30 protein-coding genes are annotated in these 25,370 nt (G+C 36.9%); 17 read left to right on the forward strand and 13 right to left on the reverse strand.

Annotation, left to right across the window (positions count from 1 at the left end):
• Nucleotides 1–20: 20 nt before the first annotated feature.
• The 8 genes from AC3ITD_RS22755 to rsmI all read right to left on the reverse strand — a co-directional run bounded on the left by AC3ITD_RS22755 (nucleotide 21) and on the right by rsmI (nucleotide 5,241).
• Complete coding sequence (locus tag AC3ITD_RS22755) at nucleotides 21–437, reverse strand: OsmC family protein (protein ID WP_489362915.1); 417 nt, start codon at nucleotides 435–437, stop codon at nucleotides 21–23.
• 95 nt (nucleotides 438–532) lie between these two features.
• Nucleotides 533–1,060: a signal peptidase II gene (gene lspA / locus AC3ITD_RS22760; RefSeq protein WP_489362916.1), complete on the reverse strand. Its 528-nt coding sequence runs from the start codon at nucleotides 1,058–1,060 to the stop codon at nucleotides 533–535.
• A gap of 11 nt (nucleotides 1,061–1,071) precedes the next feature.
• On the reverse strand, nucleotides 1,072–1,533 hold the full coding sequence (locus AC3ITD_RS22765; protein WP_489362917.1) for a DinB family protein: 462 nt from the start codon (nucleotides 1,531–1,533) through the stop codon (nucleotides 1,072–1,074).
• Nucleotides 1,534–1,537: 4 nt separating this feature from the next.
• Nucleotides 1,538–3,148 carry an apolipoprotein N-acyltransferase gene (gene lnt / locus AC3ITD_RS22770; RefSeq protein WP_265799353.1) on the reverse strand — a complete coding sequence of 537 codons (1,611 nt, stop codon included), beginning with the start codon at nucleotides 3,146–3,148 and terminating at the stop codon, nucleotides 1,538–1,540.
• Between the two features lie 85 nt (nucleotides 3,149–3,233).
• Nucleotides 3,234–3,881: a PH domain-containing protein gene (locus AC3ITD_RS22775; protein ID WP_489362918.1), complete on the reverse strand. Its 648-nt coding sequence runs from the start codon at nucleotides 3,879–3,881 to the stop codon at nucleotides 3,234–3,236.
• Between the two features lie 12 nt (nucleotides 3,882–3,893).
• Nucleotides 3,894–4,160, reverse strand: a complete 267-nt coding sequence (locus AC3ITD_RS22780) for a HepT-like ribonuclease domain-containing protein (protein WP_489362919.1) — start codon at nucleotides 4,158–4,160, stop codon at nucleotides 3,894–3,896.
• A gap of 169 nt (nucleotides 4,161–4,329) precedes the next feature.
• Nucleotides 4,330–4,497 (reverse strand): nucleotidyltransferase family protein, encoded by a 168-nt coding sequence (locus AC3ITD_RS22785; protein WP_489362920.1) that lies wholly within the window; start codon nucleotides 4,495–4,497, stop codon nucleotides 4,330–4,332.
• 18 nt (nucleotides 4,498–4,515) lie between these two features.
• Complete coding sequence (gene rsmI, locus AC3ITD_RS22790; RefSeq protein WP_489362921.1) at nucleotides 4,516–5,241, reverse strand: 16S rRNA (cytidine(1402)-2'-O)-methyltransferase; 726 nt, start codon at nucleotides 5,239–5,241, stop codon at nucleotides 4,516–4,518.
• A 155-nt stretch (nucleotides 5,242–5,396) separates the two neighbouring features.
• On the opposite strand from rsmI, the gene serS reads away from it, so the two are divergent.
• Nucleotides 5,397–6,668 (forward strand): serine--tRNA ligase, encoded by a 1,272-nt coding sequence (gene serS / locus AC3ITD_RS22795; protein ID WP_489362922.1) that lies wholly within the window; start codon nucleotides 5,397–5,399, stop codon nucleotides 6,666–6,668.
• 157 nt (nucleotides 6,669–6,825) lie between these two features.
• Here the strand turns inward: serS and AC3ITD_RS22800 are convergent, their stop codons facing one another.
• Both AC3ITD_RS22800 and AC3ITD_RS22805 read right to left on the reverse strand, forming a co-directional pair.
• Entirely contained in the window at nucleotides 6,826–7,140 is a 315-nt protein-coding gene (locus AC3ITD_RS22800; RefSeq protein WP_265799347.1) for a hypothetical protein, read from the reverse strand.
• A gap of 100 nt (nucleotides 7,141–7,240) precedes the next feature.
• Complete coding sequence (locus AC3ITD_RS22805; protein WP_489362923.1) at nucleotides 7,241–7,930, reverse strand: SIMPL domain-containing protein; 690 nt, start codon at nucleotides 7,928–7,930, stop codon at nucleotides 7,241–7,243.
• A 420-nt stretch (nucleotides 7,931–8,350) separates the two neighbouring features.
• Between AC3ITD_RS22805 and hemC the strand changes: the two genes are divergently transcribed.
• The 15 genes from hemC to AC3ITD_RS22880 all read left to right on the forward strand — a co-directional run bounded on the left by hemC (nucleotide 8,351) and on the right by AC3ITD_RS22880 (nucleotide 23,106).
• Complete coding sequence (gene hemC, locus AC3ITD_RS22810; protein WP_265799345.1) at nucleotides 8,351–9,931, forward strand: hydroxymethylbilane synthase; 1,581 nt, start codon at nucleotides 8,351–8,353, stop codon at nucleotides 9,929–9,931.
• Between the two features lie 339 nt (nucleotides 9,932–10,270).
• Nucleotides 10,271–11,239 carry a porphobilinogen synthase gene (gene hemB, locus AC3ITD_RS22815; protein WP_489362924.1) on the forward strand — a complete coding sequence of 323 codons (969 nt, stop codon included), beginning with the start codon at nucleotides 10,271–10,273 and terminating at the stop codon, nucleotides 11,237–11,239.
• Nucleotides 11,240–11,382: 143 nt separating this feature from the next.
• The gene (hemL, locus tag AC3ITD_RS22820) at nucleotides 11,383–12,753 is read left to right on the forward strand and encodes a glutamate-1-semialdehyde 2,1-aminomutase (RefSeq protein WP_265799343.1); all 1,371 of its coding nucleotides are present in this window, start codon (nucleotides 11,383–11,385) and stop codon (nucleotides 12,751–12,753) included.
• Between the two features lie 378 nt (nucleotides 12,754–13,131).
• On the forward strand, nucleotides 13,132–13,998 hold the full coding sequence (locus AC3ITD_RS22825) for a sensor histidine kinase (RefSeq protein ID WP_265799342.1): 867 nt from the start codon (nucleotides 13,132–13,134) through the stop codon (nucleotides 13,996–13,998).
• A gap of 8 nt (nucleotides 13,999–14,006) precedes the next feature.
• Nucleotides 14,007–14,711 carry a response regulator transcription factor gene (locus tag AC3ITD_RS22830; protein ID WP_025146905.1) on the forward strand — a complete coding sequence of 235 codons (705 nt, stop codon included), beginning with the start codon at nucleotides 14,007–14,009 and terminating at the stop codon, nucleotides 14,709–14,711.
• Nucleotides 14,711–15,226: a hypothetical protein gene (locus AC3ITD_RS22835; protein WP_489362925.1), complete on the forward strand. Its 516-nt coding sequence runs from the start codon at nucleotides 14,711–14,713 to the stop codon at nucleotides 15,224–15,226. Before AC3ITD_RS22830 ends, AC3ITD_RS22835 begins: the two co-directional genes overlap by 1 nt.
• 194 nt (nucleotides 15,227–15,420) lie before the next feature.
• The gene (gene hemE, locus AC3ITD_RS22840) at nucleotides 15,421–16,446 is read left to right on the forward strand and encodes a uroporphyrinogen decarboxylase (protein ID WP_489362926.1); all 1,026 of its coding nucleotides are present in this window, start codon (nucleotides 15,421–15,423) and stop codon (nucleotides 16,444–16,446) included.
• A gap of 358 nt (nucleotides 16,447–16,804) precedes the next feature.
• Nucleotides 16,805–16,948, forward strand: a complete 144-nt coding sequence (locus tag AC3ITD_RS22845; protein WP_489366736.1) for a type II toxin-antitoxin system YafQ family toxin — start codon at nucleotides 16,805–16,807, stop codon at nucleotides 16,946–16,948.
• 38 nt (nucleotides 16,949–16,986) lie between these two features.
• A complete protein-coding gene (locus tag AC3ITD_RS22850) occupies nucleotides 16,987–17,541 on the forward strand; it encodes a CopD family protein (protein ID WP_489362927.1) in 555 nt (184 codons plus the stop codon).
• A gap of 57 nt (nucleotides 17,542–17,598) precedes the next feature.
• A complete protein-coding gene (locus AC3ITD_RS22855) occupies nucleotides 17,599–18,183 on the forward strand; it encodes a hypothetical protein (protein ID WP_489362928.1) in 585 nt (194 codons plus the stop codon).
• A gap of 86 nt (nucleotides 18,184–18,269) precedes the next feature.
• Complete coding sequence (locus AC3ITD_RS22860) at nucleotides 18,270–19,409, forward strand: hypothetical protein (protein WP_489362929.1); 1,140 nt, start codon at nucleotides 18,270–18,272, stop codon at nucleotides 19,407–19,409.
• A gap of 394 nt (nucleotides 19,410–19,803) precedes the next feature.
• Nucleotides 19,804–20,373, forward strand: coding sequence for an RNA polymerase sigma factor (locus AC3ITD_RS22865; protein WP_010601060.1), 570 nt, complete (start codon nucleotides 19,804–19,806; stop codon nucleotides 20,371–20,373).
• Nucleotides 20,354–21,100, forward strand: a complete 747-nt coding sequence (locus tag AC3ITD_RS22870; protein WP_489362930.1) for a hypothetical protein — start codon at nucleotides 20,354–20,356, stop codon at nucleotides 21,098–21,100. The genes AC3ITD_RS22865 and AC3ITD_RS22870 overlap by 20 nt, the downstream gene beginning before the upstream one ends.
• 100 nt (nucleotides 21,101–21,200) lie before the next feature.
• Nucleotides 21,201–22,013, forward strand: coding sequence for an outer membrane beta-barrel protein (locus AC3ITD_RS22875; RefSeq protein WP_489362931.1), 813 nt, complete (start codon nucleotides 21,201–21,203; stop codon nucleotides 22,011–22,013).
• A 100-nt stretch (nucleotides 22,014–22,113) separates the two neighbouring features.
• A complete protein-coding gene (locus AC3ITD_RS22880; RefSeq protein WP_265799332.1) occupies nucleotides 22,114–23,106 on the forward strand; it encodes an ABC transporter ATP-binding protein in 993 nt (330 codons plus the stop codon).
• 8 nt (nucleotides 23,107–23,114) lie between these two features.
• Here AC3ITD_RS22880 and AC3ITD_RS22885 read toward each other — a convergent pair whose 3' ends face one another.
• Complete coding sequence (locus tag AC3ITD_RS22885; protein WP_265799331.1) at nucleotides 23,115–23,522, reverse strand: hypothetical protein; 408 nt, start codon at nucleotides 23,520–23,522, stop codon at nucleotides 23,115–23,117.
• Nucleotides 23,523–23,656: 134 nt separating this feature from the next.
• Here AC3ITD_RS22885 and AC3ITD_RS22890 point away from each other — a divergent pair, with 134 nt between their 5' ends.
• On the forward strand, nucleotides 23,657–24,217 hold the full coding sequence (locus tag AC3ITD_RS22890; protein WP_265799330.1) for a DUF4230 domain-containing protein: 561 nt from the start codon (nucleotides 23,657–23,659) through the stop codon (nucleotides 24,215–24,217).
• Nucleotides 24,218–24,235: 18 nt separating this feature from the next.
• Here AC3ITD_RS22890 and AC3ITD_RS22895 read toward each other — a convergent pair whose 3' ends face one another.
• Together AC3ITD_RS22895 and AC3ITD_RS22900 are read right to left on the reverse strand one after the other, a co-directional pair.
• The gene (locus tag AC3ITD_RS22895; RefSeq protein WP_489362932.1) at nucleotides 24,236–24,583 is read right to left on the reverse strand and encodes a cupin domain-containing protein; all 348 of its coding nucleotides are present in this window, start codon (nucleotides 24,581–24,583) and stop codon (nucleotides 24,236–24,238) included.
• Between the two features lie 313 nt (nucleotides 24,584–24,896).
• Nucleotides 24,897–25,349 (reverse strand): cold-shock protein, encoded by a 453-nt coding sequence (locus tag AC3ITD_RS22900; RefSeq protein WP_056850953.1) that lies wholly within the window; start codon nucleotides 25,347–25,349, stop codon nucleotides 24,897–24,899.
• Nucleotides 25,350–25,370: the final 21 nt, after the last annotated feature.

Here is a 25,370-nt window from a genome sequence, read left to right on the forward strand (position 1 = left end):
ATCAACAAGCTTTTTTTGAGTTATGCCAACGTTGCCTCAACGGTGATTGAAGTATTTAATAATTTTGAGATCGGGCAGTTTTTCTCCGCATCTGCTACTAATTCATCGAATTTTTCTTGAGAAAGCTCTGGAACCTCCGCAGTTAAAGTCAAATGCGATTCTACAATTTCTCCCTTTGAAGGATCTAAGTTAATTTCACATTTCGTTTCCAATTTAGTGGCGGTAAAACCTGCTTCAGCTAAATTAGCAGAAAGCTTCATGGTAAAACATCCTGCATGCGCAGCGGCAATTAATTCTTCAGGGTTGGTACCGACTCCTTCTGCAAAACGAGAATTGAAAGAGTATTGTGTGTCATTTAATGTAGTGCTTTGTGTGGTCAGTTTACCGGCACCTTCTTTAATAGAGCCTTGCCATACGGCTGTTGCATTTCTTTTCATGTTGAATTATTTTTTTTGAGATAAGATTCTAACAATAAATATAATCTAATATTTGTTTAGCAAACGCAATTATTTCGTTAACATTTCATAAAGTTTTAATCTTCTTTTTGTACGTTAGATGGATCTCCTGTAGGTGTTGTCTTCATTCTTAATGATTGGATGAGTAAGATTCCGACGCCAATCATTATTGATATATCGGCAATATTAAAAACACCGGTTTGGAAGATTTGAAAATCCATGTGCATGAAATCAGTAACCGAACCGTGAAGAATCCGGTCGTACAAATTACCTATTCCACCGCCAATTAAAAAGCAAAGCGCAATTTGCATGGTGCTCGGTAAATTCTTTTTTGAAAATAAATAATATAGGCCGTAACCTAGAAATATAACGGGTAGACCTGTTAAAATGATGAGACGAAAAATATAAGGCATATTGTCGCCTAAACTTAAGAAAGCCCCACTGTTCTCCACTTTAGTTAGGGTGAAAAAATTTTTAATCAACACAATATGTTCGTAATCAGAAATCTCATTTCGAACGACGAATTTTGAAATTTGATCAAGGGCGATGTTTAAACTCAAAACAATCAGAAGGAAAAACCAGGTGTAATTTTTATGGTATTGCATTTCTTTGAATTTTAGCGAATAATGTCAGCATCAACGGGTGTGTAGCCCAAGATTCTGCTCAACGACATGATTTGTCCTTTGTGGTGAAACTCATGCGTAATCACGTGTGTAAATAATTGCAAGACACTAATCTTTGTTGTTGTGCCATTGCGAACACTCTGAATCTCTTTTTGATAGTTTCCTTCAAACTGATTTAAAAATTGATCGATGAAAAGATTAACCCGGTTAAAGTATTCAATACAATCATTCAATGTTGAGTAATTGTCGAAAGCGGGATATGTTGATGGTAAACCTAATCCGCGCTCAGCAATCCATGAGGAGTAAGTATCGCAAATGTGAACCAACAGATTACGGATAGAACCTTTGCCAAAAGCACTGTTATTGCAAATAAAGTCTTCGTGAGATATGGTTTTAATGTAATCTAAAATGGTTTCTCTGGAAAACAAAACGAATTCATATTGTTGTTTCAGCATAAAATTACTTTTTAATCCACTTTTTATAAGGAATAATCAGCGCCAGGATTAAAGCTAATATAGAAAGCGCTTTTGCAATGATGTCGCCATTTTTGGTGTAAAATGTCAGTTCATCATTGAGGTTGATATCACCTTTTAGGGCGGTTCTTGTCCACCATTTTGTACTTTGAGTAATATCGCCACGTTGATTGATAAAGCAAGAGATACCAGTGTTTGCCGATCGGGCTATGTCTCTGCGGTTTTCGATGGCCCGTAGTTTGGCATACATTTCATGCTGGTCTTTGCCTGATGTATTTCCCCACCAGCCATCGTTGGTAATAATGGCAATAAACTGTGCGCCATCTTTAACTTGTTGTCCTATCCAATCGCCCCATAAGCTTTCATAACACACTACAGGTGCGGCACCAATGCCACTTTGTGCATATAAAACACTGGGTTTTTCTTGCCAGCCCCATCCACTAACACTTCCGCCTAGTTCAGAAAAAACGCCGTCTAAAAATGAGAATATTTTTGGAAAAGGCATTTTTTCTGCTCCTGGAACAAGTTTCGATTTATGGTAAAATTGAACATTGGCTGAATTTTCCAACTGCATTGCCGTGTTAAAATTATCGTAATACCGCCCGCTGCGCTCGTCAAGTTTTGCAGATATTGTCTTTTTATCCGCATAAATTTTTACGGTTTCCATTCCGGTAATTAAAGTGCCGTTTCTATACTTACTTAAAAAGTTCTGTAGAGTAATAACTTCAGGATATATCCTAATTTGATCCTCATCGGCATAAATGGGCACAGCAGTTTCCGGCCAGATAAAATATTCGGTATTCGGTTGTGCAAGGGAATCAGATAAATGAGTCAATATCTGAATTTGCTCTTCAGGAGGAATTTCACTTAGCTTCTTGTAAGGATCAATATTGGGTTGAACGACTACCACATTGCTGGGGGTACCTTGTTGTTCGGCATTAGAGTATTTTACTAACGAAATTGTCGCTGGAACAAGTACGACTAAAGCCCAAATACCCGCTGGTTTAAATTTCGCATATCCGGTTGTTGATTTGAATGTTTTGTAAGCTTCGAAGGCGAAAATATTGCTTAACAAAATCCATAACGAACCGCCATAAATACCGGTATAATCATACCACTGCGCAAGCTGGTGCATACCTGCCAGGCCATTTCCTAAAGTCATCCATGGGAAAGCCAGATCCCAGGTTTGTTGTAAATATTCAAGTGCAATGTAAAATGAGATCAAGCCTAAATAGGCAATCACTTTATTGGTATATGTACTTAAGCGATAAAAAAGCCAGAAAGCGGTAGTCATTAAAAATGCTCCCAGTCCGTAAGGAATTATGGAAACTGGAATAGCAACGGCGGTGCCATTGTAGGCACTAATGGCATTATATACCCAATAGATAGAGGCTGTGTTCCAAATTAGAAAAGTAAGCCCCGCGGTTAAAAAAACTTTTTTGCCTTTCTTTTTTCGGTCGCTATTAAAAATCGAATCAAGTGCAATAAATAAAGGCACTAATGCAATAAGCAACAGCGGAGTTGTAAAGGGCATAGGTGGCCAGGCCAGCCAAAGTAAGAAGGCGCTTAATATGGCTAATAGATAGCTTTTTTTCATTTTTTTGGGAAATGGGCAATAGGAAATGGATTAGTTGGTTGACTTTGTGTCTGCTTCACTATTCTCCATTCCCTATTTCCTGAATTTAAAAACTATCTAAAATTGCTGCTTTTTTAGCTTCGTATTCTTCCTGAGTAATCAAGTGTTTATCATAAAGCGTTTTCAGCTTACGAAGTTTTAATGTAGTCTCATCTTCCGGCTCTTCTACTACTTCCGCAATTTGAATTGGCTCAGGTTCTGGAGTATGAGATTCAATAGGTGTAAAATCTGCGAAAGGTTGAGGCGCTGGCTGAATAGGTGCAGCTGCCCGATCTTCTTCCAGTTTCTGCTGTCTTAAAGATTCCTTATGATCTTCTAGCTGCTCATTTGCCGTTTGGTACAACTTTCTGGCCTGCGTTTTAGGTATAAACTCTGTAACGATGTTTTCGCCAGTTTGCGGCACACAAATAAATTTTGAACCAAACAATTCTTCCTTAAATGAAACCTCTTTGATGTTTTTAAGCGAAATGTCTTTAAAGTTCATGGTCAACCCTAAATTTCCCGGCTCGCAATAAAAAATGCGTTTATTAGTTACTGCAATGCTATCTGGCAACAAGTTTACAGCAGGTTTTTTTTGCACGGCGAGGTATAAAATTTCTTCGCCTGTTGTTAAAAGGTCATTAAGCTTTCCGATAACTTTTTCAACCGCTTTTGGGTCTTGTTCGTCGCTTAAAAATCTATCTATGCTAATCATAATGGTTATTTTTTAACTAAGATAATTTAATATCTCATTTTTTAAAACGGGTATATCTTTTATAATAATTTTCCAAATAACGATATCATTAACGTTATCGTAGGAATGGATTATTTTATTTCTTAAATCAACGATCTGCCTTGAATAAGAGATTTTAATTTGCTGATTTATTTTGATCAATTTGTTAATTGCTTCGCCAATTATTTCCAGTTCACGTTCAACAGCTCTTCGCTTTGTTTTATTAGCCTTGTAAACTTCAAAATCAAGGTTGTTTTCCAAACGTCAGTTAGTAGCTTTTTCTCCTCTAATAAACTCATATCAACTGTATTTTACTCTCATTGATACTTTCTATAAGATATGGATTACTCAACGTTTCCTCAGCAACCAACTCGACATCTCTGTTTAACAAATCCTGCAGTCCATAAAGTAGATTAAAATAATTTTCTCCCTAACGCTCGAAATCTGTTTTATTTGAGAAGTTTACCAAAAAATCTATATCGCTGTCTTCTTTGAGGTTATTTTTAACTGCGCTACCAAATAAGCAAGCCTCATTAACATCGTATTTTTTAAAGAGCAATTTTATTTGAGGTAGATGATTCAAAATTAAACTTTCCATAATCTTTAATTAAATCAATCAATCTTCGGCATCGTTGTATTTATCCATGCTCTTTGTTCTTTTATCCTTACTCATATCTTTCCCTGCAATGCAAATTACGAATTCTCCCTTTAAAGTATTGTTCTCGAAATGTGATTTTATTTCTAATAATGTGCCTCTAACGGTTTCTTCGAACATTTTGGTAAGTTCTCTACTTACGGACGCCTGTCTATCCGCCCCCAAATACTGGGCAAACTCTTCCAAGGTTTTTAATAGGCGGTGTGGACTTTCATAAAGTATGATGGTTCGATCTTCTTCGGCAAGTTTTTTAAATTTAGTTTGACGGCCCTTTTTTACGGGCAGAAACCCTTCAAAACAAAAGGCCTCAGCAGGTAAACCGGAATTTACCAATGCAGGCACAAACGCCGTTGCACCTGGCAAGCATTCTACATCAATTTCGTTTTTTATCGCTTCGCGGACAAGAAAAAAGCCTGGGTCTGAAATAGCCGGCGTTCCAGCATCTGAGATCAACGCAATTTTTTGTCCTTCCTGTAAAAATTTGATGATCTCCGAAGTCGCCTTATGTTCGTTGTGCTGGTGGTGGGAAAATACCCGTTTATCAATGCCAAAGTGTTTAAGCATGGGTGCACTTGTGCGGGTATCTTCTGCTAAAATTAAATCGCACTCTTTTAAAATCCGAATTGCCCGAAAGGTCATGTCTTCCAAATTGCCAATCGGCGTAGGTACGAGGAACAGTTTGCCCATTTGATTTTAGATTTTAGTTTTCCGAGTGACGATTGGTTGACGGGTAACTATACTTGAAATTTTGATTTGCGGATCTAATTGACCACGGGTATAAAAATCCAAAATCGTAACTCGTAATTCGTAATTCAATCCTATCTTTGTAAAAAAATTAAATAATGCTGCAAGTTAACTATATCCGCGAAAATAGAGAGAAAGTTTTAGAACGTTTGAGTGTACGTAACTTTAAACAACCAGAGTTAGTAGATGAAATTATCAAAATTGATGAAGATCGTCGTGCTACCCAAACCTCCCTTGATCAAATTTCCGCAGAAGCAAATGCAGCAGCCAAACAAATTGGCGATTTAATGCGTACAGGTAAAAAGGAAGAGGCCGAAGCTATTAAAGCACAAACCACTTCTCACAAGGAAAATATTAAAAGCCTCACCGAAAGATTAAACGAGCTGGAAACTGCTCAGTTTAATGCGGTCGTTCAGTTGCCGAATTTACCTTACCATTTAGTGACAACTGGCTCTACTGCCGAAGAAAATGAGGTGGTTTATGAGCATGGCGCACCGGCAGAATTGCCAACCAAAGCGTTACCACACTGGGAACTGGCGGCTAAATACGATATTATCGATTTTGAATTAGGGGTTAAAATTACGGGTGCAGGTTTTCCGGTTTATAAAGGAAAAGGAGCGAGGTTACAACGTGCTTTGATTAATTTCTTTTTAGATCATGCAACTGCTGCGGGCTATAAAGAAATGCAGGTGCCCCATTTGGTAAATGCTGCATCTGGTTTTGGTACTGGTCAGTTGCCAGATAAAGAAGGACAAATGTATCATTCAACTGTTGATGATTTATATCTAATTCCTACGGCAGAAGTTCCGGTTACCAATTTATACCGCGATGTAATTATTAAGGAAGAAGATTTGCCGATAAAAAACACAGCTTACACACCTTGCTTTCGTAGAGAGGCTGGTTCTTATGGGGCGCATGTTCGTGGTTTAAATCGTTTGCATCAGTTTGATAAAGTCGAGGTGGTTCAGATTACACATCCTGAAAAATCTTACCAAACGTTGGAAGACATGAGTCACTATGTACAGTCTTTGTTACAGGAGCTTGGCCTGCATTACCGTGTTTTGCGTTTATGTGGTGGAGATATGGGCTTCACTTCTGCCATGACTTACGATATGGAAGTATGGAGTGCAGCACAAGAACGCTGGTTAGAGGTTTCTTCAGTTTCCAACTTCGAAACCTATCAGGCCAACCGTTTAAAACTTCGCTTTAAAGGTAAAGAGGGCAAAGCGCAATTGGCACATACATTAAATGGAAGCGCATTGGCATTACCTAGAATCGTAGCATCAATTTTAGAAAACTATCAAACTGAAAACGGAATTAAAATTCCAGAAGCACTGGTAAAATACACAGGATTTGATATGATTGATTAGGTTTTCCACAAGTCGTCATTGCGAGGTACGAAGCAATCTAACAGCAAAAGAGATTGCTTCGTACCTCGCAATGACGGAAAATAAATAGGCACAAAAAAAGCTTTGCATCACTGCAAAGCTTTTCTTTTTTTATAGATAGATGTAATTGTTTTTCTGATTATAGAATCAAAATCAATAATAAGATGATGATGATAATTGCACCAACTGAAAGATAAACGCCTCCAGAAACTGCACGGGCCTGACCTTTCAATTCTCTTAATTCGCTGCGTAATGCCTTACGTTCTGCTCTTGTTAAATTAGATTTATCCATATCCCTAATTTCTTCGACACGAGTTTTAATTCTTTCTAACTGTGCAGATTGTTCAGCCGTTAATTCTGTAGGGTTTTTAGCAGGTTTGTTAGCCGCTTGAACAGAGTTGAAGCTGATACCTAAAGAGAAAATAAGTGCTAGTGTGTAAATGAATTTTTTCATAATTTCTATTTTTTTAGTGTTTCGATTTGTACGTAACAAAAAACCTACCAAAATGTTCTTGGTAGGTTTTAAAATGCGAATCTCTCAGCGCTAAAATGGATTATTTAATCTCGAAGACTACATTCACAGTGAAATTTAATTTAATCTTCTTAAAGTCGATTTCTGGTGCTGCGTCTGCAGATTCAGCCATTGCAGATTTCATCATATAATTTCTATAAACAGGCTGTATAATATTGTCGCCGCCATCCTGTATCTCTATAACACTACCTAATTTATCGCCCAGGGCCTCAACCATATAAGCTGCTTTTTCTTTTGCGGCTAATAACGCCTTAATCTTTAAATCTTTTTTAAGGGTTTCTATTTTCGAATAATCGTAGCTTTCAATGTTGGTATTGGCAATTCCTTTTGGATCAATAGCTTCCAAAATGGCGTCGAATTTATTAAGGTCGCTTACTTTTAAACGATATTGTTTGCTCGCTAAAAAATCAGGATTTTTCTTTTTCTCCGTAGCATAATTCCAGCTGCTCAGGTTGCTAATGGTCAAATTTTCCTTTGCAATTCCTGCTTTCTGTACAGCAGCAAAAAGTTGTTTTTCCAACTCCGTGATGTCTACTTTCTTTTTTCCGTTCAAATATTCCTTCAACGAAATCCCAATGTAAATGATGTCTGGAGTAACCTCTGTCTCAGAAGTTCCGCTTACGCTAATTTTCCTACGTAAATCTGTTTGCTGAGCCATTGCCGATGAAAGGCCTAAAAATGCAACTAGTGCAACTGCTATTAACTTTTTCATAATCTTTAGTGTTTTTAATTGTAATGAAGCTTGCATAAGCTCTTTTATTTAGCTTTTGTTTGCTTATGCAGGTTTCATAATTCTGTTTTCTTTGTGTGTGTTGTTATGATGTGCCTTGTGTACAAATTCCACACCGAGATTTAATTTTATCAAAATATTTTGAAAATGTGAGTCAGTACTAATCGGAAAAACCATTTCTGTTATTCGTTACAAGTCATCTTCCAATGAATTATTGGAATGCGGCTTTCCACTACTGCGGGGTTTATTGAGGGAAATCTGTGCTGATAACAATCCGTTAGTTTTTAATTTGTCAGTAAAAACCCACAAAACATTTGCTCTGTAACGGCACTGTCTCATTTTTAAACAATTCATGGTATAAAGCAAATTAACGTTAAATTTGCAGTTCATTAAAAGTTTATAGTGAAGAAATTAATCATCGGAACACGCGGTAGCGAACTTGCATTGTGGCAGGCTAATCACATTCAAAGTGAGTTAGCAACAATCGGTATTGAAGCAGAAATCAAGGTTATTAAAACGCAGGGCGATAAAATCCTGAATTTACGTCTGGATAAATTAGAAGGCAAAGGCTTTTTTACCAAAGAGCTGGAAGAAGAACTTTTGGGCGGAACAATCGATTTGGCTGTACATTGCCTTAAAGATTTACCAACCAACCATCCTGCTGGTTTAACTATTGCTGCAATTCCCCCACGAGAAGAAGCAACCGAATATCTTTTGATTTTAAAAGATTGTGTTGATGTTTCTCAAAAGTTGTCTCTGAAAAAAGGCGCAATGGTTGGTACTTCATCAAACAGAAGGAAAGCCCAACTTTTGGGTTTACGCTCTGACTTGGAAATCGAGGATTTACGTGGAAACGTTCCAACCCGGATTCAAAAACTCAGAGATGAAGATTATGATGCGATTATGCTGGCGAAAGCAGGTATCAAACGCCTGGGCTTAGATGTAAGTGAGTTCCATGTAGAAGAATTGGAGCCAACAGAATTTGTGCCTGCTCCGGCTCAAGGTGCGCTAGCTATTCAAATCAGGGAAAATGATACTGAACTTTTCGATGAACTTCAAAAATTGCATGATCCCGCGACAGCAGAAGAGGTTGGTGTAGAACGGAAAGTGCTTAATATCTTTGAAGGCGGCTGCCATATGCCTTTGGGTTGCTATTGTAAAAATGAAGATGGCGCCTTCGAAGTGTGGACTTCAAAAGCGGAAACAGCCGATGATTTTCCTGAGCGTTTGTTCTTACGTTCTGAAACCACAGAGGGTTTAGCAGAAAAAATCGTAGCTAAATTTTCAAAAGAAAGAAAAAAGCCGGCAAAGGTTTTCATCTCTCGTGAAATTGGTGAGCACAGTTATTTTCGCAAAGCTTTAGAGAATAACAATATAGAAATTGAGGGTCGTTCGTTAATCCGTACGTTTCCTATTGTAACTGTTTTAGATCAGTTTATATTAAAAAACATCGATTGGATTTTCTTCAGTAGTAGAAACAGTGTGGAGTATTTCTTTAATTTAAAACCGCAATTGCCAAAGAAAACACAGTTTGGTGTAGTAGGAAGAGGCTCGGAAGATGCTTTGCGCAAGTTTAATCATTTTGCCGATTTTGTGGGTACAAGCGGCGACATTTCCGAAGTTGCAGAAGATTTTGCGAAACTGGTTTCCGGAAAAAATGTTTTATTTCCGAGAGCGCAGGATTCTTTACAATCCATTCAGAAGTCTTTACCTGCTGATGCAAAAATTATCGACTTGCCAATCTACGAAACAGTAATCGAAGAAAATATCGATCAGAGTTATGCTGATGTTTTAATTTTTACCAGTCCATCAAATGTTGATGCTTACTTCGCTGATAATTTATTGGAACCTGGCCAACAGGTTATTGCAATTGGAAATTCTACAGGCAAGAAGTTTGACGAAATGGGCGTAAAATATGCTTTGCCTTATTCGCCTGATGAAATTGGATTGGCGGAAGCGGTTTTTGGAATAGAAATTAAATAGAGTTTAAGGGTTTAAGGTTGAGTGTTTGGATGCTGAAAGACTAAAGCATAAAGACTAAAGCGATAAGCAAGAGCACATCGTCATTGCGAGGCACGAAGCAATCTTACTGCGAAAGATCTTCATTGCAATGCATTAGGATTGCTTGCCTGCGGTAGGCAGACTTCTTACCTCGCAATGATGACCGTAAACAACTCACTGCTCGAAAACGTAATATATATATATATATATACAAGTCTTGATACCTGCCTAAGCGGCAGGCGAGCTTGATTCTAAATGCTAATACACTCGCTAAGGCCACCCCCTTCCGGGGAGGTTTGGTGGGGCTTTAATACTAATAAAATGTTACATCGTCCGAGAAGATTAAGGAAAAACCCGTTGGTTAGAGAGATGGTAGCCGAAACCCGACTATCGAAAGATATGTTTGTGTACCCTTATTTTGTGGTGCCAGGAACGAATGTTACGCATGCAATTGATGCCATGCCAGGTGTAAACCATTATTCGGTTGATACTTTGGTGAAGGATGTGGAAGCGGGAATGAAAAAAGGCTTGAACAAAATCATGCTCTTTGGCGTAGGCGACGAAAAATCTGCTGATGCAAAATCAGCTTATCATGATCATTCACTGGTTCCAACTGCAGTTCGCGAGCTAAAAAAACAATTCGGTGAAGATTTATATGCGATCACAGATGTTTGCGTTTGTTCCTATACCACTCACGGTCACTGTGGAATTATGGAGAACGATTATGTTCAAAACGATAAAACAGTTGATGTGATTGCTAAAATGGCTTTGACGCATGCGCAAGCAGGAGCCGATATGTTTGCCCCTTCTGATATGATGGATGGGAGAATTGAAGCGATGCGTAATCTGTTAGACGAAAATGGTTTTGTAAATGCAGCCATTATGAGTCACGCCACAAAGTTTGCATCGGCTTACTATGGTCCGTTTAGAGAAGCTGCCGATTGTGCGCCAAGCAAAGGTGATAGAAAAGCATACCAAATGGATTTCAGAAACCCATTAGAGGCTTTGCGTGAAGCACAATTAGACGAACAGGAGGGAGCAGATGTTTTGATGGTAAAACCAGGCTTGGCTTATCTGGACATTATTCAGCGCTTGAAACAAGATACAAACTTGCCTATTGCTGTTTACAATGTTTCAGGAGAATACTCGATGGTGAAAGCAGCTGCAGAACGTGGATGGATCGATGAGCAAAAGGTAGTAATGGAAACCATGCACGCTTTTGCCAGAGCAGGAGCGAGTATTATAACCACTTACCACATTAAAGATATTTTAAATAACGATTGGATTTAAAAGTTGTAAGTTTAAGTTATAAGTTGTACTTCTGGCGTATAATTAAAACTTGATATTTACATTTTAATAAAAGTTGTAGGCTATAAGTTATACGTTTTTTCGGATACTTAAAACTTAATACGTGCAACTTAAAACTTTATAAGATGTTAGATTCATTGAAGAAAATGTTTTCAGGCAACGAGGCCGATGTTCCAGTAAATTCAGGAAGTAAGCCTGATATTTCAAGAGTAAAGTCTGCGGAGTTATATGAGAAATCAAAAACTTATTTCCCTGGGGGTGTAAATTCCCCGGTTAGGGCTTTTAAATCAGTATACGGAACACCACTTTTTATCGAAAAAGGTGATGGTTGCTATATCTGGGATGCCGATGGAAATCAGTTTATTGATTTTTGCGGAAGTTGGGGGCCATTAATTTTGGGCCACAACCATTCTAAAATTCGCGAGAAAGTTACTGAGGTAATGCAAAACGGAATGAGCTTCGGTGCACCGACTGCTTTAGAAAATGAACTTGCAGAATTGATTATCAAAAACAATCGTTTTGTAGAGAAAATCCGTTTTACAAGTTCTGGTACAGAAGCGGTGATGTCGGCCATTCGTTTAGCCAGAGGTTTTACCGGAAGAGATAAAATTCTAAAGTTCGAAGGTTGCTATCACGGTCATAGCGATTCACTTCTGGTAAAAGCAGGTTCGGGTTTAGTTACTTTTGGCGAAACTTCTTCGGCTGGTGTTCCAAAATCTTTTGCTGAAGAAACAATTGTGATTCCTTTAAATGATAAGACTGCAATTGAACAAGCTTTTAATCAATTTAAAGACCAAATCGCCGCGGTAATTATTGAGGGTATTCCTGCCAATAATGGCTTGATTATGCAGGATGAGGAATACATTCAATTCTTGAGTAAAATCTGTAAGGAAAATAATTCACTTTTAATTTTCGATGAAGTCATTACCGGTTTTAGAGTTGGCTTTGAAGGTGCTGCGGCTTATTATGGCATCACACCTGATATTCTCACTTATGGAAAAATTATTGGTGGTGGTTTACCTGTTGGTATGTACGGTGCAAGGGCTGAAATTATGGCGCACATTTCTCCGGACGGCGGTGTTTATCAAGCCGGTACTTTGTCGGGAAATCCAGTGGCGATGGCTGCGGGAATCGCAACTTTAACGGAATTAAATAAATCTGGTTTCTATAAAGACTTAAATAACAAAACGCAGGATTTTGTAGCCAGTATTCAGCGTTTTGCGACGGCGAGAAATTATAAATTTAAGGTGTTTACGGTTGGTTCTATCTTTTGGTTTGCTTTTACGGATAAGGACAAAATCCAATCGGCGGATGATATTGATGCAAGTAGCATGGATAAATTCAAGATTATGCACCGTGAACTATTAAACCGTGGCATTTATCTAGGTCCATCGGGATATGAAGTGGGTTTTGTTTCAGCGGCACATACTAAAATTGAGTTGGAGAAAGCGAAGAGAGCGATTTTTGAAGCCCTGGATCTAGTGTTTAAGAAGTAGAATTTACACTACAGAAGTAAATTTTTAACTTTATGAGACATATAAGAAATATAGGCTCATGTTGGTTTAAGAAGGATCAAAACTATGAGGGCGACTCCCCTCCTTATTTTCAAGGAGGGGTTGGGGATGGTTGTAAGTTTGATGCACAAATCAAAGTTATCTAACCCGATTGAAGTGAAAATACTTTTTGATGTTATTGACTATAAAGATTGCCAGGTCGTCTCTCCTCTCAGTGACAAAAATGGAGCAGTGACAATCGCAAAAGGATTGCAACCGAAAGCGGGACCGAAATGTACAGAAAATTGCTTTCCAATAATAATTTAGTTATCTGAGAAAAATCTTAATATCCTTAAATCATAACAATCCTGGTAAAGACAGATGAAGAAATCCATTATCATATTTTACGCATTATTACTTTACGCATTAATCCAACTCATTTCCTGGGGCACTTTGGTGGTGCGTTTACAGCCAAGCCGCATGACAATGATTATGGGTGAAGGATCCGTATTTCTGTTTTTGCTTTGCATTGGTGGATATTTCCTGCATCAATCCTTGAAACGGGAGGATAAATTGAGGGAGCAACAGCAAAATTTCCTAATGTCTATCACGCATGAGTTGAAATCGCCATTGGCCGCCATCAAACTTTCCATTCAAACCATTGTTAAAAGAGATTTAGATAAAGCCCGGCAGGTTTCATTGTTAAATAACTCGTTGAAAGATATTGAGCGTTTGGATGATTTGGTTGAAAATATGTTGCTTGCAACCAAAATTGAAAACCGCTCGTATACCTTTCCAAAGGAGGAATTTAATTTTTCGGAGTTGGTTTATAAAATTACAGACAGGCTACAGGTGCACTCGTGTGGAAACGAACAGCTTATTAATGCGCATATTCAGCCAAATTTGCAGATATTGGGTGACAAATTTGCCTTATCGTCAGTAGTTACCAATTTAATTGAGAATGCTGTTAAATATTCTAGTCCGTGCGATGAGATAAATGTCTATTTAGATAAGGTGGAAGGGCATATTCAGTTGAGTGTAGTAGATAAAGGCCCAGGGATTTCAGATGCCGAAAAAATGTTGATATTTGATAAATTTTACCGCGTTGGTAATGAGAATGTCAGGAAAGCGAAGGGAACAGGTTTAGGCTTGTTTATTGTGAAAGAGGTTTTACAATACCATGATGCAGATATTACAGTAAAAGACAATTTGCCTCAAGGAAGTATTTTTGAAGTAACATTTAGTTAATCTCAATTATGTCACAAAAATTAAGAATTCTATTGGTAGAAGACGAGGATCACTTGTTAGATGCTATCAAATTAAACCTAGAACTTGAGGGTTATAAAGTTCATGCCGTTAAAGATGGCAAAACCGCTCTTAAAATATTTAAAGAAGAACGTTTCAATTTAATCATCCTGGATGTGATGCTACCAGAAATGGATGGTTTCCAGGTTTGCGAAACAATCCGTTTAGAGAATGCAGAAGTTCCGATTATGTTTTTAACAGCTAAAAACACTTCAGAAGATCGTGTTTTAGGCTTGAAAAAGGGTGCTGACGATTATTTAGTTAAACCTTTCAATTTAGAGGAGTTAATTCTTCGTGTTGGAATTTTGGTTAAACGCAGTTTGAAATCTGATGATTTGAAAGAATTAAATTCTTACAAAATTGGCGATAAAACCATCTATTTTAATTCTTTTGAATTGAAACATGATGATGGCACCATTACTCCATTGACAAAAAAAGAAACGATGTTGTTAAAGCTTTTAATTGAGCGCAAAAACGACGCAGTTTCTCGTGAACAGATTTTGGAAACAGTGTGGAATTATGATGTTTATCCTTCAACAAGAACGATTGATAACTTCATTTTAACTTTCCGTAAGTATTTCGAACCAGATCAAAAAAATCCAGTTTATTTCCACTCTATTCGTGGTGTAGGTTATAAATTCACTGATAGTCATTAATGTACAATAGTTTAGGCCGGTATGTTTTAATGGCCGTTTTCTTGTTGGCTGCTTTGGTTTGTATCGTTTACGATCAATACGAGTTGGCAGCAGTGGCGGGGTGTTTATTGCTCTTTTTGATTTGGAGTCATTTCAGGCACAGCTCTGTTTTAATGGCTTCCAGGTATTTTAAAAACAATGAGTTTGGAAAAGCAAAGCTGATGCTTGCTGAAGTTCCAAATCCTGAGCGATTATCAAAGAATCGTAGAGGGTATTATGAATTCATGCAAGGCAATATGGCTTTGAAAGAGGAAGATTACGAAAAAGCTGAATATCATTTCCAGTTGGCCAGTCGTTTTCCCGTTGGCGGAAAAAATGAGAAATCTTATGTATTGATCCATTTGGCCAACCTCGCTTTACGAAGAAAAGATAAAGAACGGGCAGAAGTTTATGTTGCCAAGGCCAAAGAACTTTCTGAATCATCACGCTCTAAAGACATTATCGTTAAAATTGAAAAAGAAATAAGCAAATTATAATATTCGTATTGTCATTTTGAGAAACGAGGCACCGCTTTAGGAATAAAAAGGTTCTTCGTTTTTTTTTATTTCATACCTTTGCGCAATTAAATTTTTATCCACGCGTCATCCTGAATTTACTTCAGGATCTCATTGCTAAGAAGATGCTAAAATTAAATTCAGCATGACGATTAAAGGGATAGTAACTACAAATCATGAAGAATAATTTATTTTTAGACGCTGCATTTTCGAAACAAACAGAACGTCCACCGGTATGGATGATGCGTCAGGCTGGTCGTTTTATGCCGCAATATTGGGAGATCAAAAACAAATACTCTTTTTTAGAGATGTGTAAAACTCCTGAAATTGCTGCCGATGTAACCATGTTGCCTGTAGATTTATTAGGAATTGATGCAGCGATTTTATTCTGTGATATTTTAGTAACGGGCGAAGCCATGGGTGGCGACTTAAGCTTTACTCAAGGTGTTGGCCCTAAGTTTGCTAATCCGGTACGTTCGGCACAAGATGTTGAAAACCTTAACGTAAATTGTTTGGATGAGTTACAATATGTAGCTGATGCTATTAAAGTGATTCAGCAGCGATTAGATGGCAATATTCCACTAATTGGTTTCGCTGGTGCTCCTTTTACAGTAATGAGTTACTTAATTGAGGGTGGGTCATCTAAAGATTTCAAGTTAACGAAGCTGTTTATACATAATCAACCAGAATTAGCGCATAAGCTTTTGGCTAAAATAGCTAAGGTTACGGCAGATTATTTGAACCTTCAAATTGCTGCGGGTGTTAACGCGGTTCAGATTTTCGATAGTTGGGCTCTTGCCTTATCATGGAACGATTATCAGGAATTTTCTCACCGTTATATCCAGGAAATTATTTCGAACTTAAATAGAAAAGATATCCCAGTGATTTCTTTCTGTAAAGGAAGTTCTGTATTTGCGCCAATGATGGCAGAAGCAAAACCAGATGTAATTTCAGTTGATTGGAATGCCGATTTATTGAATATTAAAAATGTTTTGCCACAAGGTATCGCTGTCCAGGGAAATTTAGATCCACATATTCTATACGCTGATCAATCGGTAATTAAAGCACAAATTCATAAACTGTTTGAGCGCATGCGTGGAACAGAAGGATTTATTTTCAACCTGGGTCACGGTATTATGCCAGATATTCCTTTCGATAATGTGAAGTACGCGATTGATGTAGTGAAGGAGTTTAGGTACTAAATCCTTTATATCGGAATTTGACAGCGGAACAAAATTGATTATATTTGAGTATGGAGACATTAATTATCGATATTCTTGAAAACAAAAGTTCATTGGTCAAAAGTCTTTTGAAAGAACTTGGCGTTACTATTCATGAGATAGTGATCAAAAAGCTAGAATTCCGAATAAACTTACACGCAAAACCATTGAAGATGCACATAATGGGATTGGAGTTGGAGAACCCATACAGGAAATAAAATCATTTTTAGGTTCTTTATAATGTTTACTTTAAAACTTACAAATCAATTCAAAACGGATGCAAAAAAAGCAATTAAAAGAGCATCTCAAAACTTAGACTTGATTGAGGCTTTCTTCGGCATTGAAAAAAAACATCTGGCCCCACAAGCTTGCTGGAAACTACAAAGGTAATTGGGAGGCTCATATTAAACCTGATCTACTAATAATTTGGTTCGAGATTACAGAAGATTATGATCATCTTGTTAAGGTTATTCACTCATTCTGATTTATTTTAGATCAAAAATCTATTTCTTTAATCCTATAATGATAGAAATTCTTCAGCCATATTATCAATATTTTAAAGCTGTTCATATCGTATTTGTGATTAGCTGGATGGCGGGGTTATTCTATATATTAAGTCTGTTTATCTACCATACAGAAGCCAACGAAAAAGAGGAGCCTGAAAGAGGTATTCTGCAAAAACAATTTGTTAAAATGGAGGCTACCTTGTGGAAAATAATCGCTACTCCAGCCATGATTATTTCTGTTCTGGCTGGTGCCGGGATGCTTATGCTCAACAGCGGCCTGTTACAAATGGATTGGATGTGGGTAAAGCTTGCTTTTGTAATAGGCCTTCTTATTTATCATTTTATCTGCCAAAACATTGTAAAGCAACTTAAAAACGATGTATTCAAAATGAATAGCTTTCAGTTGCGTTTATGGCGTGAACTGGCTACGATCTTCATGATTGCGATTGTGTTTGTGGTTATTCTCAAAAGTGCAATTAACTGGATTTATGGTTTGATTGGTATCATGGGAATTGCCATGGCGATTATGATCGCAGTAAAGCTTTATAAAAATTATAGGTTAAGAAGGTAATTTTACTAGCAAATATGGAATAGAGATATAATCTACATCATTTTTTAAAAAAAAATTATGTATAAAGCCCTCTCAATATTTCTTGTGTTTTTAAGTCTGTCTTCATACGGACAAGATTTTACTTCCCGAAAACAGAAATCCAATCAAGACGAGAGAATATATCTTAAAGAAGTTCGAGCGTTTATTCGATATATTCACAAAGACCGATTGAAAGATTCTACATATGTTTTGTTAAACGAACCCCAGATAGAGGTTACTTGTGAAAAACTTGCGGCATCTGATTCTTTATTTTCTATTTCTGAGAAAAATAAACTAAACGAGCAGCTTAAAAGTCAGCGTGTTAAATCATGGGAAGAGGTTTGGCCTTATAAAATTAAATTCATTTCATCTGGCAATTTAAAAGAATTTAATAAATTAAATAATGCCTTTAATTGGGTAGCTTTTAAGAAGGATATAAGTTCAAGTTATTACGTCATATCAAGTCCCGTGTTTTTTGAAAACTACAGCTTTTGTATTTATTATGAAGCAAATTATAGCGATAGTGGGGAGATTGGAGTTGCTAAACTTTACAAAAAGGTTAGAAACAACTGGGTGTTTGAGAGATCGGTATGTTCTTGGTTCCATTCATGGGATACTAATTGAATATAATAATGGAATTGTCAAAGCTTTTTTTGCATTGAATATTACCTGAAATTAAAGCTGTACTTTTGGAAGTATATTTCCATTAGATGAAAAAAACCTTACTTCTGATATCATTTTTTTTTAGTTCTTATTTCGCCTCGGCACAGTTTAATCAAACTGCTTTGGAAAACAGAATCCGTCCGGATAGCAGCTTAACGAACGAAGTTCACTTCAATTTCTACAATTTCAATTACGTGCGTAATTACGAGTACACAAACGATTTTCACGATGGTTATACGCTGTATGGAACACAGTTGCAACCTCAAATTGTTTATTATGCGCATCCAAACCTGGCCATCGCTGCTGGTGCGTTTATTCGTAAAGATTTTGGTAGAAATGGAGTTACAGATGCGAAACCCTTATTCAGTTTAAAGTATCACAAGCGCAACCTCACTTTAATTTTTGGTAGTCTTGAAGGAGGCATTCAGCATAAATACATTGAGCCGATTTATAATTTCGAAAGAACAATTACTAATCCAATTGAATATGGAACACAGCTATTGGTGGAGCGCAAGAAATTTAATTTAGATGCCTGGATTGCTTGGCAAAAAATGATTGATAAAGGCGAAGCAGCCAAAGAGGAAATTGTAGGTGGTTTATCTACTGAAACTACATTGGCAGAAAGCAATGGATGGAAACTGAGCTTCCCTGCACAATTTTTAGCTTTTCATCAAGGCGGACAAATAGATGTTTTAAAAGAGATTCCGATTAGTACAGTTTTGAATGGTGCCGCTGGATTGAAATTGCACAAAGAGATTGGTACTAATATTACTCAAGTTTATACCGATAACTATATCGCTGTTTATAAAGATTTATCGCCTGATAAAAGGAGAGCCTACCAAGGTGGTTTTGGCTTGTGGTTAAATGCCGGTGTGGAAAGTAAGTGGGGAAGTTTAGTAGCCTCTTATTGGAAAGGAAATAACTTCATTTCGATAAAAGGAATGCCTTTGTATGAATCGGTTTCGAATAATTTATATACAAATGGCTTAAAGCAAAGCGGCAGGAATATTGTGTCGTTGCGTTATGCTTATCAAAAGGAACTGATTCCACATTTATATCTTGATGTTCGTTTTGAACCACATGTTGATTTGGACAATACAGATAAACAACTTCAATTTAACCACTCTTTTTTCTTAACTTATAAGCAGGATTTCAGATTGTTTAAGGTTAAAAAGGATGGAAGGTAGAAACTAGAAAGGTCGAGGGTGATTGATTTTCATAAGGTATCAACCCCTTAGGTTTTAAAACCAAGGGGGTTTATGTTTTATAGAATTCCCAAGTTCCACACCGCTTTACTCCTATTTAAGCTTCAAAATTTCTGCTAGCTAAACTCGATATGAGTGAAAAACTCGACGGTAGGGAAATGAACCTAGGCTTTGGAGCAGATAGGGAGACTAACACCTCAGAAAAGCCCCTGACATTGCTTCTTAAATCAAAAAACTATATTTTTCTAAACATTTATTAACATTTATCTAATTGATAATCAGGTGCTAAAAATAAATTTTAACTTTTATTTAACTTTTTCTTACCACTCATGCAACCAATGTTTGTAAACTGCCATCTTCTATATACAAACACACAATGAAATTGACGCGAAGCTATACGATAAACGATTTGATGGAAGGCTGCAAGGCTGGCGACCGGAAGATGCAAGAGTTGCTCTACAAGCAAACTGCATCGAAGATGTTGGCCGTATGTATGCGTTACGCCAAAGATAGGATGGAAGCTGAAGATGTATTGCAAATGGGATACATTAAGGTTTTCCAAAAGATTAAAGAATACAGAGGAGAGGGTTCTTTTGAAGGTTGGATTAGAAGAGTGATGGTGAATACCGCTATAGAAAGCTATCGCAAAAATCTGCGCAGTTTAAATGTAGTTGAGATTGACGAGGCATACGAGCAGCCTTCAACAGGGTTCGATTTTGGAACACTAGGTATGCAGGATTTAATGAAAGTGATACAAAAGCTTGCCGATGGTTATCGAATGGTTTTCAATATGTATGCAATTGAAGGTTATTCACACAAAGAAATTGGAGAAACACTCGGCATTTCGGAAGGCGCAAGTAAGTCGCAATTATCGAGAGCTAGGGCAATATTAAAAGAAGAAATTATAAAAATGGAGGGATTTGGTTATGCAACCTATACAGGATAAGGATTTTGATCAGTTGTTTAAAAATGCTTTCGAAGATGCCGAAGTAACGCCATCGAAAGATTTATGGAGTAGCATTGAAAGTGAAATTGAAACAAAGAGAAAAAGGGTTTTTCCGATTTATTGGTTGGCTGCAGCAGCAGTTTTACTAATTACAGCAGTTGGGTTTTTAGTTTACCAACAGCAGGAAAAACCAAAACAATTTGCAAGCAGGCTTGAATTAAAAGTTACAAAGCCAGTTGTTGAAAGGCAACCTCTTCAAGATTCTTCAATAGTAGTTATCACGCAGGAAAAAGAAATTGGGCAAGTTTCACCAACTATAACTCAACCCTCCACAGCAATTGCAAAAACTAAAGTTAAGGAAACAATCAAGTCTGTAGAAAAACAGAAGATAGTTACGGCGCTTCAAATGCAAAAACAGGAGGTTGTTCTAGCTAAAAATGAACCCGCTAAACAAGATCTTAAAGAGAAGATTGATGCTGCCATTTTAGAACAGGAAAAACCGATACTCGCTTCGAACGTAGCTGCAATAAAAGCTGATGAGGTAGCTGGAGGAGACGATCAAACTGATAATAAAGGGATCCGTAATGTAGGCGACGTGGTAAACTTGATTGTAAATAAAGTAGACAAGAGAAAAGATAAGTTTATCCAATTCCGTACTGATGATGATGACTCTTCAATTTCAGCAATTAATATTGGTCCGTTTAAGTTTGGTAAAAAGAAAAAATAAACCAGGATTGGTGAGGATTTAAAGAATGCAAGATCAGGTCTTATAGTGCTCTCATTCAATCACTCTCTCAGTTAATCATTAAAAAACACACGCAACACATATGAAACATCTAATTTTTACAACACTTTTGGTAAGCGGGCTTGCCGGTGTTATGGCTCCAAGTGCTTTCTCTCAGCAAGATACAGTAATAAAAGACACTGTTATTAAAAAGAAAAGCAAGTACACATTAACGATAGGTGGAGGTAACTTAATAACTAAAAGTACAGATTCTACGAATAATCAAAAAAAAGGTCGTTTTGTAGGGGGGATAACTTTTACCAGAGTAGATTTAGGCTTCTCCAGGTTAATAGATAATGGAAGTTTTAACTTATCTCCCGCTAACGAGTTTTTAGATTATAGAGGCGGTAAAACAAGTACATTCTCTTTCGATGTTTTGCAATTCGGATATCGCTTTAATTCAAACTTTAAAGTTTATTTGGCTGGTGGTTTCGACTGGACCTTAATCAGATTAAGAGATAATGTTACCATCCAAAAGAACTTGCCAACGCTAACTGCGCTTCCTGAAAGTGTTGAATTCTCTAAAAATCGTTTCTCAAGCAGTTATGTACACATTCCTTTGAACTTCGAGATCCGCACTAAAGAAAATGACAAAGGCAAACGTTTTTACTTTGTTTTAGGTCCGGAGGTTAGTTTCTTACTTGGAGGGAAAGTAAAACAAATAAGTGATGAATTTGGAAAACAAAAGCAATATGATAATTACCATTTTCAATCGGTACGTTACGGTGGTTCATTCAGATTTGGATATGGCGGCTTAGGTTTATTTACCAAATATTACTTCAACGATATGTTTGATACCCCTGCACAAGCTGGTTTAAAAAACATGAGTTTCGGTATTACCTTCGGTTTAAATTAAAAAATAGCAACACACAAATTAGATCCTGTTTCGGTTAGGCGGAACAGGATTTTTTGCGTAAAAACATTTCTCTTTAAGCTTTAAGCTTTATCTTTACCAGGTGAGCGATAATATAATAAGCGTTAAAAATTTAACAAAGCAGTATCAGGCAGAACAAGCAAGTGGTATTAAAGACATCAGTTTTAATATCAACAGGGGAGATGTAGTAGCGATTATTGGCGAAAGCGGAAGTGGGAAATCGACGTTATTAAAATCGATTTACGGTTTGCTGAAAACTGATGAAGGAGAGATTTTCTTCGATGGCGAAAAAGTAAAAGGCCCAGATGAACAACTAATTCCGGGTCATAAGCAGATGAAAATGGTTACTCAGGACTTTTCGCTCAATATTTACGCCAAGGTTTATGATAATATTGCCTCACAACTATCGAATACTGACTTAAAAACAAAGGCCGAAAAAACTTTGGCTATCATGGAACATCTCCGGATCCTTCCACTGCAAAATAAAAAGATTATTGAACTCAGCGGTGGCGAGCAGCAGCGTGTAGCCATTGCCAAGGCAATGGTAGCAGATACCAAAGTTTTGCTTTTGGATGAACCTTTTAGTCAGGTTGATGCTTTACTAAAAAACCAGTTAAGGGCCGATATTAAGCGTGTGGCAGCAGAAACTGGTGTTACCGTGATCTTAGTTTCCCATGATCCTGCGGATGGTTTGTTTCTGGCCGATCAACTCTTAATTTTACGTAACGGGGCGCTGCTTCAAACCGGTAAGCCCTCCGAAATCTATCAGCACCCGAAACACATTTATACAGCTCAAATCTTAGGAAATGCTGTTGTCTTATCTCGAGGCGACGCGGAGAAACTCGGATTGAAAACCTTTTCCGGAAATATTGTTTTTTATCCCGAATGGGCAGAAATTAACAGTAACTGGAGTAGCAGACGCTTTGAGGTAAAGGATGTTTACTATAAAGGTTTTTATGATGAACTGCTATTGGAAAGAAATGGTGTTACTGTTAGAGCAATACAATTGAATAGAGGTGAGCATAAAAAAAACGACTACGTTCAGTTGAACATTAGTCGTTTTTTAGAGTTTTAAAAAGATTATTATTCTGAAGATGATGCAACCAAAACAATTCTTGCAGTTATGCTCGCTGTGGGCCTAGTTGGTTCTAAATTTTTATTGTTATTGTTTTGCAGATATACTCTTATTCTGCTTGGGAAAGAACTGTAACTGTATGAATCAGGACCGTAATTAAATGGTAAGGCATCGTAACCATCATCATTGAAACGGGCGAAAGATAATATGATACCATCGTCCTCGTACTGCTCTATTCTACTATCAGTAATGTCTACATAATAATAAATTCCATTATCATTATTACTTTGCCACTGATTTGGTTGAATGGTTTTGTACAATGTAATGTTTGGAGTGTTCTCAACAATTGTGTCTTTCTTGCAAGATGCCAAACCTAGTGTGACAATGCATAGCATGAGGATAGTAAATTTTTTCATTTTGATCAGTTTTATTTGTGTGTGCTTTGCGTAATACAAAACAACTGCCAAAAATGCTGGAAAACACAATGTGGATTAATAATTGTTTAAAGGGTAATGCACAACATCGAAAATTGAATTAAAACATCGCCGCAATGAGAGTATTTTTTAGAGTTTTACCCTGGTTGATTTTATTAATTGCAGGTTACTTCTTCATCTCAAAAAAGTTCAGCATCAGTACATCCGTAGAAAGCAAACATCAGCTTTTAGTAGATAAAATAGAGGCCATAGGTAAATTAGAACTGGTTCGTTATCAAATTAGCGACGTACTCGAACACAAAAACAAAACAGATTTTTTACCTGAAGCAAGTGTGTTGCTTATTGTTAAAGCAGAGGCTGTTGGTTGTATCGACCTTACAAAAATAACAAAGGACGATATTGAAGTGACAGCAGATACAGCTGTAGTAAATTTACCACAGCCAGAGATTTGCTATGTAAAAATTGACCACAAAAATTCAAGGGTATACGATACCAAGATGGCCTTTTTTAGAGAAGCACGTTTAGTGGATGAGGCTTACAAAGCTGCGGAAAAACAGATCACTGCTGAAGTGAAAAAATCGGATATTTTAAAGCAGACCAAAACCAATGCGACAAATGTGCTAAAACCAATAATTGAGGGATTGGGTTACAAGAATGTAAGGTTAACTTTTGAGTAAACCCAGTATGAAGTTCGTTTATAAGAAATCTTCACGGTGTGGATTAAAAACATCGATTAATAAACCAGCTTCTAAGCAAACTACACCATGAAAAACATTTGATGGTGCGAAGAATACATCGCCTTCATTAAGAATCTTTTTTTCATCACCCATGGTAACTTCAAAACTTCCTTTTGCTACATAACTAAGTTGCAAATGCGGATGATTATGAAGCGAACCAACGGCATCCTTCTCAAATTCGACCTTCACCAGCATCAGATTATCATCAAAGGGCATTACTTTACGCCTAACACCGGCACCTAATTCTTGCCAGTCTAAATCGTTATCACAAATTAAGGTTTTGTTAGCTAAATCTTTAAAGTTCATTTTATTATTTTTAGATTTTCAACTACTATTTAGATAATGCTGAAAAAGGTTCCTTTAAAATTCGTCGCGATAAAAATAAGAACTGCCGTCCGTTTATTTTATGTTTATCGATATTATTGTTAAAAAAATATAGTGTACGCGATAGCATTAGCGAAGTAAATGCTAGTTCCTGACATTATAAGCTGTTGAAAGGAAAAAATATGCGCTAGGTTTTATGCTTAAATAGACGGAATTATATATTTTATAAAACCTTGCGCAGCAGAAATTGATCTGCAGAATTTTTACAATGCCCGAGTATGGGCCTGAGTGAGAACTAAACTTTCGAAACTTTAACAGCAGTTGGTCCTTTTTGACCCATTTCTACCTCAAAAGTTACTTTATCGCCTTCTTTAATTTGCGTTACGCAACCGTTCGCGTGCACAAAAATACTATCCTGAGTTTCAGTGTTTTTAATAAAACCGTAACCTTTGCTATCGTTAAAGAAAGTTACTGTTCCTTTTTTAACCGGATTTTCATCGATAATGTCTTCTTGTCTTGTAATGCCAATTTGAACATCCTCAATATTGAAAACTTTTTTCTTTTTCGGATCTGGTGGAGTAGAGGAAATGTTACCGTTTTCATCAACGTATGCAAACATTTCTTCAAGCGCTAAGCCTTTTTTAGCATTAGATTGACGCTCTTCTTTTTTCTCTTGTTTGTCTTTTTGTTTTTTTAATCGTTTTTTTTCGTTCTCTTTTTTACTGTATGTTGCCTGAGATTTAGCCATATATATTTAATTGTTTTGTGT

Source organism: Pedobacter sp. KH_004 (genome assembly GCF_057840755.1).

Coding starts and splice junctions, on each gene's coding strand:
- serS (WP_489362922.1), top strand. CDS start 5,397: ATGCTGCAAGTTAACTATATCCGCGAAAATAGAGAGAAAGTTTTAGAA.
- AC3ITD_RS22890 (WP_265799330.1), top strand. CDS start 23,657: ATGAGAGTATTTTTTAGAGTTTTACCCTGGTTGATTTTATTAATTGCA.
- AC3ITD_RS22850 (WP_489362927.1), top strand. CDS start 16,987: ATGATAGAAATTCTTCAGCCATATTATCAATATTTTAAAGCTGTTCAT.
- AC3ITD_RS22860 (WP_489362929.1), top strand. CDS start 18,270: ATGAAAAAAACCTTACTTCTGATATCATTTTTTTTTAGTTCTTATTTC.
- AC3ITD_RS22865 (WP_010601060.1), top strand. CDS start 19,804: ATGAAATTGACGCGAAGCTATACGATAAACGATTTGATGGAAGGCTGC.
- AC3ITD_RS22805 (WP_489362923.1), bottom strand. CDS start 7,930: ATGAAAAAGTTAATAGCAGTTGCACTAGTTGCATTTTTAGGCCTTTCA.
- AC3ITD_RS22800 (WP_265799347.1), bottom strand. CDS start 7,140: ATGAAAAAATTCATTTACACACTAGCACTTATTTTCTCTTTAGGTATC.
- hemB (WP_489362924.1), top strand. CDS start 10,271: ATGTTACATCGTCCGAGAAGATTAAGGAAAAACCCGTTGGTTAGAGAG.
- AC3ITD_RS22785 (WP_489362920.1), bottom strand. CDS start 4,497: ATGGAAAGTTTAATTTTGAATCATCTACCTCAAATAAAATTGCTCTTT.
- AC3ITD_RS22835 (WP_489362925.1), top strand. CDS start 14,711: ATGTACAATAGTTTAGGCCGGTATGTTTTAATGGCCGTTTTCTTGTTG.
- AC3ITD_RS22825 (WP_265799342.1), top strand. CDS start 13,132: ATGAAGAAATCCATTATCATATTTTACGCATTATTACTTTACGCATTA.
- hemE (WP_489362926.1), top strand. CDS start 15,421: ATGAAGAATAATTTATTTTTAGACGCTGCATTTTCGAAACAAACAGAA.
- AC3ITD_RS22885 (WP_265799331.1), bottom strand. CDS start 23,522: ATGAAAAAATTTACTATCCTCATGCTATGCATTGTCACACTAGGTTTG.
- AC3ITD_RS22755 (WP_489362915.1), bottom strand. CDS start 437: ATGAAAAGAAATGCAACAGCCGTATGGCAAGGCTCTATTAAAGAAGGT.
- AC3ITD_RS22830 (WP_025146905.1), top strand. CDS start 14,007: ATGTCACAAAAATTAAGAATTCTATTGGTAGAAGACGAGGATCACTTG.
- AC3ITD_RS22900 (WP_056850953.1), bottom strand. CDS start 25,349: ATGGCTAAATCTCAGGCAACATACAGTAAAAAAGAGAACGAAAAAAAA.
- AC3ITD_RS22765 (WP_489362917.1), bottom strand. CDS start 1,533: ATGCTGAAACAACAATATGAATTCGTTTTGTTTTCCAGAGAAACCATT.
- AC3ITD_RS22875 (WP_489362931.1), top strand. CDS start 21,201: ATGAAACATCTAATTTTTACAACACTTTTGGTAAGCGGGCTTGCCGGT.
- hemL (WP_265799343.1), top strand. CDS start 11,383: ATGTTAGATTCATTGAAGAAAATGTTTTCAGGCAACGAGGCCGATGTT.
- lnt (WP_265799353.1), bottom strand. CDS start 3,148: ATGAAAAAAAGCTATCTATTAGCCATATTAAGCGCCTTCTTACTTTGG.
- AC3ITD_RS22895 (WP_489362932.1), bottom strand. CDS start 24,583: ATGAACTTTAAAGATTTAGCTAACAAAACCTTAATTTGTGATAACGAT.
- AC3ITD_RS22870 (WP_489362930.1), top strand. CDS start 20,354: ATGCAACCTATACAGGATAAGGATTTTGATCAGTTGTTTAAAAATGCT.
- rsmI (WP_489362921.1), bottom strand. CDS start 5,241: ATGGGCAAACTGTTCCTCGTACCTACGCCGATTGGCAATTTGGAAGAC.
- lspA (WP_489362916.1), bottom strand. CDS start 1,060: ATGCAATACCATAAAAATTACACCTGGTTTTTCCTTCTGATTGTTTTG.
- AC3ITD_RS22775 (WP_489362918.1), bottom strand. CDS start 3,881: ATGATTAGCATAGATAGATTTTTAAGCGACGAACAAGACCCAAAAGCG.
- AC3ITD_RS22855 (WP_489362928.1), top strand. CDS start 17,599: ATGTATAAAGCCCTCTCAATATTTCTTGTGTTTTTAAGTCTGTCTTCA.